This window comes from Chroococcidiopsis sp. SAG 2025 (genome assembly GCF_032860985.1).
Classification (GTDB): Bacteria; Cyanobacteriota; Cyanobacteriia; order Cyanobacteriales; family Chroococcidiopsidaceae; genus Chroococcidiopsis.
Genome location: NZ_JAOCNC010000001.1, coordinates 6599980 through 6614531 on the forward strand (window position 1 = coordinate 6599980; position 14552 = coordinate 6614531).

16 protein-coding genes are annotated in these 14552 nt (G+C 44.5%); 10 read left to right on the forward strand and 6 right to left on the reverse strand.

Features of this window, described 5'->3' with window-relative positions:
• Nucleotides 1-5: 5 nt before the first annotated feature.
• From hpt to N4J56_RS32095, 3 genes are all read left to right on the forward strand, one after another.
• Complete coding sequence (gene hpt, locus N4J56_RS32085; RefSeq protein ID WP_317110466.1) at nt 6-533, forward strand: hypoxanthine phosphoribosyltransferase; 528 nt, start codon at nt 6-8, stop codon at nt 531-533.
• 125 nt (nt 534-658) lie between these two features.
• Nucleotides 659-886 (forward strand): addiction module protein, encoded by a 228-nt coding sequence (locus tag N4J56_RS32090; protein WP_039713124.1) that lies wholly within the window; start codon nt 659-661, stop codon nt 884-886.
• Nucleotides 886-1197 (forward strand): type II toxin-antitoxin system RelE/ParE family toxin, encoded by a 312-nt coding sequence (locus tag N4J56_RS32095; protein WP_317110468.1) that lies wholly within the window; start codon nt 886-888, stop codon nt 1195-1197. Before N4J56_RS32090 ends, N4J56_RS32095 begins: the two co-directional genes overlap by 1 nt.
• A gap of 61 nt (nt 1198-1258) precedes the next feature.
• Here N4J56_RS32095 and N4J56_RS32100 read toward each other — a convergent pair whose 3' ends face one another.
• Complete coding sequence (locus N4J56_RS32100; RefSeq protein ID WP_317110469.1) at nt 1259-2665, reverse strand: sensor histidine kinase; 1407 nt, start codon at nt 2663-2665, stop codon at nt 1259-1261.
• A gap of 276 nt (nt 2666-2941) precedes the next feature.
• Between N4J56_RS32100 and N4J56_RS32105 the strand changes: the two genes are divergently transcribed.
• Both N4J56_RS32105 and N4J56_RS32110 read left to right on the forward strand, forming a co-directional pair.
• On the forward strand, nt 2942-3433 hold the full coding sequence (locus tag N4J56_RS32105; protein ID WP_317110470.1) for a hypothetical protein: 492 nt from the start codon (nt 2942-2944) through the stop codon (nt 3431-3433).
• A 44-nt stretch (nt 3434-3477) separates the two neighbouring features.
• Entirely contained in the window at nt 3478-4098 is a 621-nt protein-coding gene (locus N4J56_RS32110; RefSeq protein ID WP_317110471.1) for an FMN-binding negative transcriptional regulator, read from the forward strand.
• A gap of 2 nt (nt 4099-4100) precedes the next feature.
• On the opposite strand, the gene N4J56_RS32120 is transcribed toward N4J56_RS32110, so the two are convergent.
• Entirely contained in the window at nt 4101-4898 is a 798-nt protein-coding gene (locus N4J56_RS32120; RefSeq protein WP_410500389.1) for a TetR family transcriptional regulator, read from the reverse strand.
• Nucleotides 4899-4956: 58 nt separating this feature from the next.
• Between N4J56_RS32120 and N4J56_RS32125 the strand changes: the two genes are divergently transcribed.
• On the forward strand, nt 4957-5907 hold the full coding sequence (locus N4J56_RS32125; protein WP_317110473.1) for a Rieske (2Fe-2S) protein: 951 nt from the start codon (nt 4957-4959) through the stop codon (nt 5905-5907).
• Nucleotides 5908-6106: 199 nt separating this feature from the next.
• The gene (locus N4J56_RS32130) at nt 6107-7708 is read left to right on the forward strand and encodes a glycosyltransferase family 39 protein (protein ID WP_317110474.1); all 1602 of its coding nucleotides are present in this window, start codon (nt 6107-6109) and stop codon (nt 7706-7708) included.
• Between the two features lie 191 nt (nt 7709-7899).
• On the opposite strand, the gene N4J56_RS32135 is transcribed toward N4J56_RS32130, so the two are convergent.
• Both N4J56_RS32135 and N4J56_RS32140 read right to left on the reverse strand, forming a co-directional pair.
• A complete protein-coding gene (locus N4J56_RS32135) occupies nt 7900-8277 on the reverse strand; it encodes a hypothetical protein (RefSeq protein ID WP_165587779.1) in 378 nt (125 codons plus the stop codon).
• A 67-nt stretch (nt 8278-8344) separates the two neighbouring features.
• Nucleotides 8345-8554 (reverse strand): hypothetical protein, encoded by a 210-nt coding sequence (locus N4J56_RS32140; protein ID WP_317110475.1) that lies wholly within the window; start codon nt 8552-8554, stop codon nt 8345-8347.
• 463 nt (nt 8555-9017) lie between these two features.
• On the opposite strand from N4J56_RS32140, the gene N4J56_RS32145 reads away from it, so the two are divergent.
• A complete protein-coding gene (locus tag N4J56_RS32145; protein ID WP_317110476.1) occupies nt 9018-10907 on the forward strand; it encodes a chloride channel protein in 1890 nt (629 codons plus the stop codon).
• 457 nt (nt 10908-11364) lie between these two features.
• Here the strand turns inward: N4J56_RS32145 and N4J56_RS32150 are convergent, their stop codons facing one another.
• Entirely contained in the window at nt 11365-11766 is a 402-nt protein-coding gene (locus tag N4J56_RS32150) for an AbrB family transcriptional regulator (protein ID WP_015156902.1), read from the reverse strand.
• A gap of 598 nt (nt 11767-12364) precedes the next feature.
• Between N4J56_RS32150 and N4J56_RS32155 the strand changes: the two genes are divergently transcribed.
• Entirely contained in the window at nt 12365-12808 is a 444-nt protein-coding gene (locus N4J56_RS32155; RefSeq protein WP_015156901.1) for an Rrf2 family transcriptional regulator, read from the forward strand.
• 34 nt (nt 12809-12842) lie between these two features.
• Entirely contained in the window at nt 12843-13844 is a 1002-nt protein-coding gene (cbiB, locus tag N4J56_RS32160) for an adenosylcobinamide-phosphate synthase CbiB (RefSeq protein ID WP_317110478.1), read from the forward strand.
• 12 nt (nt 13845-13856) lie between these two features.
• Here the strand turns inward: cbiB and N4J56_RS32165 are convergent, their stop codons facing one another.
• Nucleotides 13857-14537, reverse strand: a complete 681-nt coding sequence (locus tag N4J56_RS32165) for an urease accessory protein UreF (protein ID WP_410500390.1) — start codon at nt 14535-14537, stop codon at nt 13857-13859.
• Nucleotides 14538-14552 lie beyond the last annotated feature (15 nt).

Below are 14552 nucleotides of genomic sequence, written 5' to 3' on the forward strand. Positions count from 1 at the left end.
TAACTATGGATGAAAAACTCGTTCCACTTATTTCTCAGTCAGAAATAGCAACAACAGTACAGCGATTAGCGCGGGAGTTGGATCGAGATTATCAAAACAGCTTTCCAATTGTTATTGGTGTTTTGAAAGGATCGTTTATCTTTCTTGCCGATTTGATCCGGCAGATGCAAACTCCAATTTGTAATGTCGAACTGATCCGATTATCTAGCTATGGTTGTTCTACCACTAGTTCGGGTGAAGTCAAGATGTTAATGGGTTTGGATGAAGAAATTATTAACAACAAGAATGTTATTTTAGTTGAAGATATTGTCGATACTGGGTTGTCAACGTCAAAAGCAATAGAAATATTGAAAACTCATAATCCATCCTCGCTCAAACTTTGCGCTTTACTTGATAAACCCTCACGTCGTAAAGTTCAAGTTGAAATCGATTATTTGGGAATTGAAATTCCCGATCGCTTTATTATTGGTTACGGTATTGACATGAACGAAAAGTATCGGCAATTGCCAGCAATCTATGCGATCGAGGAATAAGCTTTGCTCACTACACTAGAAAAACGTCGGCATCTTGTGAATGATTTAGAATTGCTATAAATTAAGATATTAGTTATTGATGTAAGTTACTATATTTTTAATGATGAAGATTAAGGCTAATAGTTATGCTATCTATCGAGAGGCTTTTAGAAGAAGCATTATCCTTACCAGGTGAATCAAGGGCGCTTTTAGCAGAAAAATTAGTAGAAAGCTTAGAGTTTGATGCAGATCCAAGGGTTCAAGCAGCTTGGATTAACGAAGCGAAACAGCGGCGAGACGAAATCCAAAAAGGTACTGTTCTATCTATTTCGGGAGATGAAGCTTTAGCGCATGTGAGGCGGCTGCTGGAGTAATGAGATATGTATTTCACCCTGAAGCACTTGCTGAATATGCCGCAGCTGTTCAATACTATGCTGAGAATCGTACTGAAGTAGCGCAAGCGTTTATTGATGCTGTCGAGGACGCAATCTATAGAATTAGGGAATCGCCTACTCGTTGGCGCGTTATTGATGAAGATATTCGGAGATGTCTGACGCGAAAATTTCCCTATGGAATTCTTTACACAGTTGAGTCAGAATATATTCTTATCCTAGCTGTTATGCATTGCAGCCGAAAACCTGGCTATTGGAAAGAGCGCCCGGAAACAAAACCTCTAGATGATTAAAATGAGTCTTGGATATAGCCTGGAAACTATAGGTTATTAGTCACTGATAACTGATAACTGTTCACTGATAACTGTGTGTAGCTATCGGTAGACAAACTGTAAAACAAGTCTTCCCAGGTTGCGATGCAAATGAGATTGTCCCTTGGTGGCGGTTCTCGACAATGCGCCGCACTGCATCTAAACCTAACCCCGAACCCGAACCTACAGGCTTTGTTGTATAGAAAGGCTCGAAAATCCGCGATTGAATTTCTACGGGAATTCCCGCACCAGAATCGGTAATTTGTACCTGGATATAATCGCCATTTTGAGCGGTAGCTAATTCAATTATGCCTTTACCCGCAATCGCATCAACTGCATTATCCATTAAGTTCGTCCAAACTTGATTTAACTCGCTACCGAAAGCGAGAATTTTGGGCAAAGAGCGATCGTAATTCCGCTGAATTTCAATTCCTTGCTTGAATTTGTAAGCAAATAATTGCAATGTATCTTCAATTCCATCGTGAACGTCAACAATTTGTTGCGCGCCGCGATCCATATAAGAATAAGATTTCATCGACTGGACGAGCTGAGAAATTCGCTGCGCTCCTCGCAAGCCACTCGAAACCGTACACATAACCTCAAAAGAAAGCGCCAGCCAGCGCAACCCCATATCTTTTAATTCTGTCGGATCGTCTTTCCAGCGCTCCATCAGCTCGGTTAAAGTCTCTATATCTACATTTCCAGCTGCTAATGGTTCGGCGAGTTTCCAAGCATCCTCTACGCCATAATCCTCTAGCCATTCTAGTATTTTTTCCTCGCGATCGCTAAATTCAATGGGGTTCAGGCGACGGTTGACAACCGCATCCCAACCATCATCACGCACTTTGAGCCATTTTTCTGTATGTTCTGCCTCTACTTGGCGCTGTCCGTAAACAAAGTTCATCCGTTGGAGTTCGAGCAGTGCTGGGGTGATATCTTGCAAGGCGCGAATGACAGCCGCCGCCGGGTTGTTAAGTTCGTGTGCTAAGCCAGCCGCTAGAGTACCTAGAGCTGCCATTTTCTCGCGGTTTTGAATAAAAGATTCTAAACCGCGCAATCGTTTCTGTACGGCTCGAAATATTAAGCGCTCGAAGCCTTGGCAACTATGTAGTAGGGTACGAAAGTCATCGCCTGAGATTTCGTAGAGCCGACAATCAGAAAGGGCGCGTAATGTCACGGGGACTAGTTCATCGGTTAAGACTTGAATCTCGCCAAAAAAAGCGGGTGCTTGGTGCTGCCCGATCGGCATTTCAATCCCTTCGCTGATGCGAGTAATACTAACCCGACCTGATAGCATGACATAAAAGCCGCGTGGCGGATCTCCCTGTTTGACAAAGACTTCGCCGCTAGATAGCTCCATTTCTTGAGCGCGATCGCAAACCCAATGAATTTGCTCTTGGGAGAGCTGTTGAAACAACTCCAGCGTTAACAGTTCGTCTACACACAGCATGGTTCAATTTTCTCCACGCGAGTTGTACTGTTACTGTATCTGAGGATTTACAAGGAAGGGAAGCACGGGAATAATGATTTATTTGCTGTATTAAAGGATACTTTCCGTGAAAGTTTTTGCTGATGAGATGCGATCGGAGTGACACAGGCGATCGCGTTGGGTAGATTCCTTACATGAAAAATATAGATATACTCTAGTTGTTTGCATCTGCTCGTGATGTCAACTCGATTGTTAGTTTAACCTTGCGGCTTGACTAACTAGACGGAGAAAAGAACAATGCCAGAAAGCGAGCCACAGCGTCAGAAAACGGAACGGGAACGGCAAAACGCCGAACAAGCTCGGCGCGAGTCGGAAATAAAGCGAGAGGCAAGTGCCGAGCAGCAGAAGCAAGCTGCATTGCGCCAATCTGCTGCTGAAGAACAGCGCATTCAGTCGGAGAAAGACCGTCAGACTTCTGAGGAGAGCCGAGAATTCGCGGAGGAGATGCGGCAGACAAATGAGGCAATGCGGCAGGAGGCTGAAGAGGCGCGACGTGTTGCGGAAGAGGCGCGACGTGTTGCGGAAGAGGCGCGGCGTGCTACTGAAGAGGCGCGGCGTGCTGCTGTAGAAGCGCGGCGTGCTGCTGTAGAAGCGCGGCGTGTTGCTGAAAAGGCGCGACAGCAGGCTGTAGAAGCGCAAAGCATCGTGCAGGAGCAAAGCGAGATCTTGGCGGAAATGGCGCAGACTGTACAACAGTACCGAAAAGCGATGGCGCAATACGAAGAGTAGCTGAAGTTGACGCTAGTTTGGCAGCCTACATAAGTCGATCTATCATGTATATCCCCAGCGCCTTTCGAGAGAACGATCCTGAGAAGTTAGTAGCTTTTATGCAAGCTCATAGTTTTGCCACGTTGGTATCTACAACTGATAGTTTACCTGTTGCCTCGCATATTCCGCTTGTTATCACAGTGCAGGATAATGTTGTCAAACTAACTGGTCATCTTGCGAAGCAAAATCCTCAATGGCAAGCTTTTGGCAAGCATGAATCATTGGCTATTTTTACAGGAGCGCACGCTTATATTTCACCATCTCTTTATGAGAAACGCGAGAACGTACCAACGTGGAATTATGTTGCCGTTCATGCTTATGGCATACCTCAAATTATTACTCGCGCTGGCTCGCCGGAACTAATGGACAAGATGATGGAGGAGACAATTGACACCTACGAGTCTGAATATAAAGCGCAATGGCACGATCTATCTGACAGCTACCGTGAGGGAATGATGAATGGTATTGTTGGCTTCGAGATGATTGTGACGCGATTGCAAGGGAAATACAAACTCAGTCAAAATCGCAGCCATACAGAGCGGCATAATGTTGCTCATTCATTATTAGAAAGTACCGCTCCGGCTGCACGGGAAGTAGGTGAAATGATGCAACAACTTGAACCATGAGCTTATCCCTTCCATGCTGGAAACTGCTTGCCACAATCTTTACACAAATAACGCTGCTTCCCGTGGCGATGCCCGTTTTTAGAGAGTCGCTCGGATTGGCAATGAGGGCATTTCATTACTTTCATTACTTTGTGCTGCAATAGCTCATCACCGACATGAGGACTGAGGTAGGATACGAGTAAATCTTCAATCTGTTCTATGAGCTGCTGGCTGTGAGTTTCGCTGCTGCGTAGAGCAATTAGAATTAACGTATTGCTGCAATGAACGCAGACTTCGGCTAATAGGCTACACCGTCCGTCACTCAAAGTAGGATGGCGCTGTTTCAATAAACTAGCCATAAATGCGATCGCCTCTTGAGTCAAACTCTCGTCAATTGTTTGAAATATCTCTGGTGCGGTGAAAAATTGCACGAAAACAACGCGAGAAGTTGGTTGCTCGAACAAATTGGCAACAGCTTCTACTAGCTTATGAATCATCTGCCTGAGCGGTAACTGAATGATGCTAGGCGTGTTTACCTTAGCCCACATTGCTTTTACTCGTTCGACATGACGAATTTCTAAGGCGCGGAAGATAGCTGCTTTATCAGGAAAAAACTGGTAAAGCGACCCAACGGCTGTATTTGCCCGTGCTGCGATCGCATGGGTTGTAGCGGCTTCATAACCTATCTCAGCAAATACCTCAGCCGCAGCATCCAGAATTTTTTCTACCCTTTGCTTACCTCGTTGTTGCTTCGGTGAACGACGCATAGATTTTGTAGGTGACTCACCACCCTTGCTTGACAAACACGAACGATCCGTCATATTTTGAGAAAATACGAATAAACCGTCATATATTTTAGGTCAATTTGTAGGTCAATCTATGCATCCTATTCTCCCTGGTGCGCCTTGGTTGATTGCTCATCGCTCGATGTTGGGAGTTAATAAACCCCATAAAATTACTCTTAACGGTCGAGATTACGTACTGTGGCAAAATCAACAAGGTGAAGTCTTCGGCTTAGATAATATTTGCCCTCATATGCAAGCCCCTCTCTCCGATGGCTGGATTTGTCGAGAGCGAGATACCATTACTTGTCCGTTTCACGCTTTAGAATTTGACACGCAAGGGCGGTTGTACCGAGAGGAAACAGTAACTCAACCTTTGTTAGAAAAATTAGATTTGACTGCGATCGGCGATAATATCTGGACATATGGAGGATATGAGCCGAAAATTCCCATTCCCGAATTAATTGAAAGAATTACCCCTGGTTTTGAATTTGTTGGGATTGCTGGAAGTAAAAGCATTCAGGGTGATTTTTTAAGCAATCTTTTAATTAATTACGATTACAATCACCAAAATGGAACGCATCGAGAAATATTTAGAATTAAAGCGATTGAGGTCGATGAATACCAGGAGAATGGCTACAGTACAAAACTCCTCCAGAAAGTTACTAGAGACAGGAACACGCTAGGAGAGCTTGCTAGCAATCCAGTTTTACTCACCGTTCCGAAAACCTTTGTCAATCAATTTGAATATTCCTTTCCTTCTCTAACTTCATTTATTGCTACAATTCCATCTGGTCAATTCATTCAAATTCATTCTTTATATCCTGAAACAGAAAATCGTACTAAGACATTTGTTTTAGTTTTCGCCAAAATTCAGAATTTAGTTTTAAAAAGCTTATTAAAGAATTCGCTCCTCAAAGCAGTAGATGAAGTCATCCGCCAAGATACAGAAACAATCGAGAATTTATATCCCAGGCAAAAACCAAAAATCCGCCTGCCAAACGAAGAAATTATGTTTTACGCCCAAAAGCTATATCAAGAATGGTAAGCGATCGCCTTATCAGTCAAACCCGCGCAGCATCTAGGACAATTTCAACCTATAGGCAATCCAGTAATTGTGGCAAGAATAGAAAGAAGTGGTAAATTGTACTCGTTCCCTGCTGACATCTGAGACAAGCCAAACAGCTACAAAGAGGAACGTTAATTCACTACTCTATTGACACCTAGCCTTGAGTATTAAAACTTAGATGCGTCGTTGGATATTGACTGGGGATAATGCTAAGAATTGGAAATCTCAGCTGCATAGCCGAGCCGATTGGTTATGGATTTGGGGACTGCTCTTGGCAGCACTACTTCTATATACTAAAAACTTGGGTGACTTACCATTGCGAGACTGGGACGAAGGTACGGTAGCGCAAGTCGCAAGAGAAATATGGCGATCGCCTGCAAACTGGCTGCACCCAAAAATTATAAACGGCGAGCCTTATTTAAATAAACCACCCCTCATGCATTGGCTCATCGCTCTCACCTATACAATTGGAGGGGTGAATGAGTGGACATCTCGTTTACCAGGGGCATTACTAACTGCGCTTGGCGTACCAATTTTATACAGTATTGGACGAGAAATTTTTCACGATCGCACGCCAGCGATTTTCTCGGCTTTAGTTTACCTAGTCATGCTACCCGTACTACGTCACGGCAGGCTGGCAATGTTAGATGGTGCGATCGTCAGTTTTTTTCTATTTACAGTTTGGTGTTTGTTGCGATCGCGTCGCAATCTGCGCTACTGCTTGGGCGTAGGCATCGGTTTAGGATTGATCGGACTAACTAAGGGTATAGTAGGGCTGTTACTCGGAGCGATCGCCCTCTTATTTCTCTTTTGGGATACGCCACGCTTGTTAGGTAGTTGGTATTTATGGGGTGGAATCGCGATCGGCAGCTTGCCTGTAGCGGCGTGGTATGCTGCTCAGTGGTGGCAATACGGACATCAGTTTACCGATCGCGCTGTCGTCGATCAGTCCCTCAGCCGGATTTGGCAAGCGGTAGAAAACCACCAACATCCCCCCTGGTTTTATTTGCTCGAAATTCTCAAATACTGCTTCCCTTGGTTAATCTTTTTACCTAGCGGTCTGCTTTATACCTGGAATCATCGCAACTGGAGTTGGGCAAAACTGATCTTGGTTTGGGGTGGAGGCTATTTGCTAGCAATCTCCTTAATGGGAACTAAACTGCCTTGGTATGTTTTACCAGTTTACCCCGCGATCGCTTTGGCTGTAGGAGTCCAGTTAACCCAGTTTTGGCAGCAATCCTATCCAGCTAAATATCCCCGTTACGCGATCGCATTTTTAACTTTACTAGCAGTGGTGGCTTGGGCAGCTAGTCTCTACTATAGTTCTTGGAGTACCGCGCCAGACTGGGAATTACAGTGGATTTTAGCAGCAGTAGCAGGCACGATGACTTTGAGTGCTTGGTTAGCTGTGAGGGGAGAAAGACAATTTATAATCGTACTCATTTGGGGCATGTACGTTGCCCTACTACTCTTCGTCACCTCTCACCACTGGGTTTGGGAACTAGCAGAAGCCTACCAAGTCAAACCCATAGCTGCTCTCATTCAAGCTCGCACGCCTCCAAACCGAGAAATCTACACTTCCTTTGCTTATCATCGTCCTTCCTTAGATTTTTACAGCGATCGCCGCGTCATCAGTAGCAGCTTCAGCCAACTGCAACAACGTTGGCAGCAACCCCAACCTTTTCTACTATTAGATCGTTCTACCCTCAAGCGCTTGCAGCTACCATCAGTTAAATCTCTCGGTCAAGCCTCTGGCTGGACGCTAGTTACAAGGGAGTAGGGAGTAGGGAGTGGCTAGTGGCTGGTGGCTAGTTGTATTGACACATGACGTTAGCCGAACTCGATCCTCTACCCAAAAGCATTTGACCAGCATCATCTTGAACTAACCTTGTGTGTCATTGCAGCTAGTAGTAAAATTCTTCATCTAGTCACTAGTCACCAGCCGCTAGTCACTGATAACTGATAACTGACTCAATTCGCCATTTCCTTCACATCTTCCACCAATCTGTCCCAGGGAGATTGTTGTTTGTTGAGACTATCTAGACTGAAGATACTAATCCCTAACAAAAAGATACTACCCGCAGTTAAGACTGCTACAGGACGTTTGAGCGAACCAAGGTCGCGGATGATTCTTGCCCAAGGTCGGCTTTGACGACGTAGCGCGTGTGCTACCATAACTTGTTTTAAGCAATGGGGATCGCGAACGTAATGACCGCTCCAACTAACAACTAGTTTTTCTTGACAATAAGGACAGGTAAAAAGCCCGCGATTGCCTTTGATTGGCTTGAGTTGTTCGGTACGTTGACAAATCGGGCAAGTGAGAGAGTGGTTTCCAGTGTGAGTGTTCATCAGCGATAACCTAATGCGTCGAACCTGGGGAGCGTGATAAATAGTTGGCATAAGCAATTAAAAGCTGCTAATTCCAACCAATAAAGCGATCGCGATCGAACCAAACTAAAAATTTAGCTTTTGTCCACAAGTCGAGGGTGAAGACTGGCGGATGCAAACCACGACAATAGGTAGCTTCTGCCAAACCTTTTTGACAAAACTGGTAGAAGTATATACCAGCCGCTCTGATATTAGCCCCTATCTTTGAGAGTATTTGGGGCTTTACGAGTTTCTTCACGCCTAGAGCGTTCGATTACGTGAATCTATGAATTTTTATTTTTTCTATCTTAAACGCTAATTCAATATATCGTCTGATTTTATATGCATACTGAAAATAGTTAAGCTACAAGCTAGATGGTGTTTGTTGTCATTTGTCATTTGTCATTTGTTGCTTGTCATTTGTGAGTGGCTAGCCACCAGCTCTCGTTGCTACCAACTCATATCGCCACTACTCACTTTACTCTAGTCATTTGTCATTTGCGGTTGCCTATGACGAACGCGAGAGGATTAGGGATTGCTAATTAGCTCTCAACATACATTTAAGCACTCTTATAACTCTTTTTCGAGCGCGATCGCACTTACTTAGCAAAGCTTCTTAAACGATCGCGACTATCTACTTGTCTGGCTTCAGAAAGATCGCTGAGAATGAGTAATAGTAGGTTGTGAAAAAATTTAACTTTATTTTTCGTTTTTGTCTCTAAATGACCGATCGTTCCCTGCCCGAGGTGAGTCAGCCACAATCTGGCGGGCTTGCTGCTACTTCTAACCCTATTGCCCACATTCTCAATCGCTTTCAGCCTTCTCCAGAAGCCGTTGTCTTACTTCTAGCAGTATTGATTGGCGGTGGTACGGGTATGGGTGTGGTGACATTTCACTATCTAATCGAACTCGTTCACGACGTTGCTTTTGTGAATTTGATGGGGACGCTCTCCGCTTGGGGTGCGTGGACAATTGCTCTGGTTCCAACTCTGGGCGGATTCATTGTCGGATTGATGCTGACGCGCAGGCAAGATTTTGGTCCTGGGCTGTCTTCTTTAATTGCTGCGGCTTCTGGTAGTGCCACGCGACATGCTATTTTGCAGCGACTCCAACCTGTCACTAAGATGGTAGCTGCTTCTGTATCTTTGGGCAGTGGTGCTTCGCTCGGTCCCGAAGGTCCCAGCGTCGAAATTGGCGCTAATTTTGGCGTGTTACTCGCTCACGTCCTACAAGTCTCGCAAGAACGCCAGCGTCTACTTTTAGGTGCAGGGGCAGCAGCAGGTCTGGCAGCGGGTTTCAACGCTCCCATTGCCGGAGTGTTCTTTGCTCTAGAAGTAGTGTTGGGAACGACATTTGCTAATTCGGCTGTCAGCGTTGTCTTGCTAGCAGCAGTTGTATCGGCGCTGGTTGCCCAAATTGGTTTGGGAGGACAGCCAGCTTTTGCTTTACCTGTATACGAGGTTCGCAGCCCCTTAGAGCTACCGCTTTATGTCGGCTTGGGAATTGCTGCTAGCCTTATTTCAGTCGCCTACACTCAATTACTCCTTTGGGGACGAGCCTGTTTTCGCGGACAAGTTAAGGGTTTTGCTTGGCTGGGTCGCGTTCCCTTGCCAATGCATCCGGTGATTGGTGGTGCTTGTGTCGGCTTGGTGGCGTTGCTCTATCCGCAGATTTTAGGCATTGGATACGAAACCATAGAAGCTATGCTTCAGGATGTTGAGTTTTCTTTGCTGCTATTGTTAATTCTGCTGGTGTTGAAGCTAGTAACCACGGCGATTAGTATGGGCAGCGGTTTGGTTGGCGGGGTTTTTGCTCCAGCCATGTTTCTCGGTGCTTCGTTGGGAGCAGCATATGGCAAAATTTTAGCGGCACTGCTACCACAAGTTGGCATGTATATGGCGGGTCCGCCAGCTTATGCGATGGTGGGAATGGCAGCTGTATTAGCTGGGAGTGCTAAAGCTCCTTTAACAGCAATTCTATTATTATTTGAATTGACGCGCGACTATCGCATTGTTTTACCGTTAATGGCGGCGGTAGGCTTAAGTGTCTGGTTAGTAGAACGGCTGAAAAAAAGCGTAACTCCTGAATCTAGCGCCAATTTACAACAGTTGAATTTGAATTTAGTTGGGGACGAAGATCGAGAAATTGTGCAGCAAATATTGGTAAGAGAAGCAATTTACGAATCGCCTCTCATGTTGCCAGATTCTATGTCTGTATCTCAAGCAGGCTTATCCATGACTAACGCTCATTGTCGCAGTGCTTTGGTGGTCAATCCCGAACTGCAACTACTAGGAATTGTGACTTTAGAAGATATTAATCGGGCGATCGCAACTTGGGAAAATGCCGATGCTCTTTTGGTCGATATTTGCACGACCGATTTACTTTATGCTTACACGGATGAACCTTTATCTGAGGCTCTATCTCGAATGGGAGCCAGGGGGTTACATCAGTTACCAATTATTGATCGAGATCGGCCAGAGCAAGTTTTAGGCTTGCTCGAACGGGAACAAATTGCTTTAACGTGTAAACTAGCAGCAACTCGCAAAGCGCTTCATCCTTATCTCAAAGTTTCACTACCTGTAGAAGAATTAGCGTTGCCAAAAAGTGAGTAGTGACTAGTGGCTAGTGAGCCGTAAATTTTCTAACTCCCTGCTCCCTACTCCCTACTCTCTACTCCCTATTAAGAGAGAGTGGTTTTAATCGTCAACGCCCTGTCAATCGCAAATTGAATTTGCGCTCGATAATATAGTGGCGGGCTTTATCAGTTCTAGTCAGGAAACCTTAACAATAAATTGCTTGCCTCTGGTGGAAAGTTTATTAAGCTGCGTTTCTCCAATGGGAACTCGATAAGTACCCGCCTAAGTAACTGAATAAAGTTATCGCGCTACTATAAGTTGAACAGCTTAGTCTTTCACCCGCTAGCTTTACTTTCGGGTGAAAAACTAACTCTGCAACTCTCAAAAAGCGCTTTTCTAGCAAAACTTGAGGCACTGTTTGCTGGTGATAAAATTGAGCTTGAAGTCTGACGAAATAGCGGATCGATTTGGATGCGATCGCGTCCCCTAAATCTCAAGCTGTAGCCTCTACGTCTTCTTTTGCTCCATCTATTTGCTTGAGATGAATGTGTTTTTTCCCTAGAGTGATGACAAATTCATCTCCTTGTTGTAAACCCATTTGCTTCGTATATGCCGAACCAATTAGCAAATTACCGTTCGATTGAACGCTAATGCGGTAGCTGGCACTACGTCCGCCACGCCCATTCGAGTTGGAAGTACTATCTAATTCAATCCCTTCCGCATCTATTAGCGCGTTGAGAAACTTCATCATATTGACACGCTCTACACCATTTTTGGTAGTCGTGTAGTAGCCGCATTCCTTTGCCTTTTCTTCTTTACTCAGGCTATCTAGCTCTTTGACTTTCTTGAGCAGTGCTTCTCCGGCTAGAGGCTCGATCTTTTTCTTTTTATTCATCAACTTAGTTTTGTTTTGACTGGAGCAGGTGGTTTACAGTTTTGATTGTCAGCTAACTGAAGCTATGATTTAGTTTACTTTAGCTTTATATCAGCTTAGCTAACTATAATACACTGATTATAGTGATTCTTTCAGCTTTTCGATCTTAATTTTGAAAATTTTTTTGATTGAAAATAGTATGAATCATCCTAATAACTGTCCGAGCTTTGTCAATCCCCGATCGAATCGAATCATCCTCAGGAAATAGCATCGGCAAAAACTGACTGAAGTACTGTTGGTTGTGTGGTAGCGATCGCGATCGCCATCTTCGGGAAAAATTATTCGTTCGGGAACGAGTGATGTTCGTCTATTTATCTACCCTCAGTAGGTAATTAAACTGAAAAATTGCTCTACCCCAGAAGACAACTACGTGATTTTCGCTGCACGCATCAATGTGTAAAGTAATTTTCTCTAAATATAAAAAGAGTGAGTGATAGAAGTCAAAAGTTACAAGTCAAAATTCAAAAGTCTCCAAGCCACAAGTCGCAAGTCGTAAGTAAAAAACCTCTTGCCTCTTGTAAGAGCGCCTCTTGCCTTACTGATAACTGATAACTGAGAAATGAAACTGACAACTAGGGGTCACTACAGCGTTAAAGCATTGCTCGATCTGAGCCTGCAACCAAATTACACTCCGGTAGCAGTTAAAGCAATTGCCGCTCGGCAAGAAATTCCTGCTCCTTATTTAGAGAAATTACTGATTGAAATGCGACGAGCAGGATTAGTCACATCGGTGCGGGGAGTCCAAGGAGGATACAAATTAGCGCGATCCCCTGCGGCAATTTCATTAGGTGAAATTCTCGCTGCTGTCGGAGAAACTATCGAACCTTTGCCCCATCATCAACCAGAACCAGGACAAGCAGAAGATTGGGTCACTTTTACGCTCTGGCAACGATTGCATCAAAAAATGAGAGAAGCATTGTATAGTATTACTCTTGCCGATCTCTACTACGATGCCCGTAGTTGGCAAGCCGCTCAAGGAGAAGAAACAAATTTTGTTGTTTAGGAGATAGGGAGCAGAGAGCAGGGAGTAGGGAGCAGTGAGCGGTTATCAGTTAATTCTAAATTCGGAATTCAAAATTCTCGCTCTAGTCACTGCCGCAGTTTTAGACTACTTAATTAGCGATCCTTGGGATTTTCCCCATCCAGTGCGGGTGATGGGATGGCTAATTTCTCAGTTTAATTATTTCGCATTCAAATATTTGAGATCGGAGCGATCGCTCTACTGGGCGGGTGTGGTTTTAGGTTTGGGATTAATTCTTGGCAGTGGTGCTGTTAGCTGGTTAATGGTTTACATTGCTAGCCAATTACATCCATTACTGGGTCTAGTGACAGATAGCATTTTATTAGCCAGTTGTTTTGCTGGGCGCAGTCTCAGAACAGCAGCAGAAGATGTTTTGCAACCTTTGAAAACTGGCGATTTGGTACAAGCGAGAGCAAAATTAAGTCTTTATGTTGGTAGAGATACGCAAGAACTCTCAGCACCAGAAATTTTGAGAGCAGTCTTAGAGACAGTAGCGGAAAATGCCACTGATGGGGTCATGGCTCCTTTATTTTACGCGATCGCCTCTGCCTTCATACCATATACAAATGTGGCGTTTCTGCCCTTGGCATACAAAGCAGCAAGTACTCTCGATTCGATGGTAGGTTATCGAGAAGCACCATACACTCATTTAGGCAGATTTAGCGCTAAATTGGAAGACCGATTGACGTGGTTGCCTTGTCGTTTGACATTATTAACTCTCGCATTGCGATCGCTTAAGCCTATGTATGTGTGGCAAATGTGCCAGCGGGATGCAATTAAAGATCCTAGTCCTAATTCGGGTTGGAGCGAATGCGCCTATGCAGCTGTCTTAGGCGTGCAATTAGGAGGGACAAATTGGTATCGGGGAGTAGCCAAGCAAAAGCCTTTACTTGGAAATGCAACTTATCCCATCACAGCCGAAAAGATCCATCAAGCTCTACAACTGACAAGGTATTGTTTTCTCTTGTGGTTGAGTTTGGCAATCGGGGCGCTCGCAATTACCACTTATAGCTTTTAGTCATAAATAGGATTAACTCCGAAACAAGCGCGTATATTGAGTTTCGTGAGCCATACTAGCCAGCGATAAACCCCAGCTACAACTACTGAACTCGTCATCTGTTAAAACTAGAATCTTGGCAGATGCATCAACTATATGAGTTTGTAAATTGATTAAAATCTGTTGTCCGGCAGTTTGTCCCAAGGGAATCAGTTTAATTCCAGCAGTCACTAGATTTGTCGCCCAACTATGTAAATAACCTAAAACAGCTGCATCTTGGGGAATTTGCCAACAATGAGCAGCCACTCCAAAGGCGATCGCATAATTCACTGAATGACCTACCGCATTAAATATAGATTCTAACTGTGGCTCAAGTTCCAACAACAACCGCACCAGCGATCGCCCCATTTGCCAGCTAGAATTACGCAACTCTTCCGTTTCTCGCGCCGCCGACAGCCAACTATTCCAATAATTTAAATCTGTTAAATTGCTGGTCGCAACAGCATTGTATGCCCTTACCACCATCGCCGCTTCAATCCGAATTGCGCCAAAATGCAATTCCCGTTCCAACCAATGTTGCAAACTTTTAGCATCTGCGATCGCCCCCCATTCTACCAGCGTTTCTATACCCTCAGAATAACTGTAAGCCCCTACTGGTAAAGCCGGACTCGTCAATTGCAATAAATTGAGAATACTCAATTGCTCCACATCCAACTACAAATACCAAAT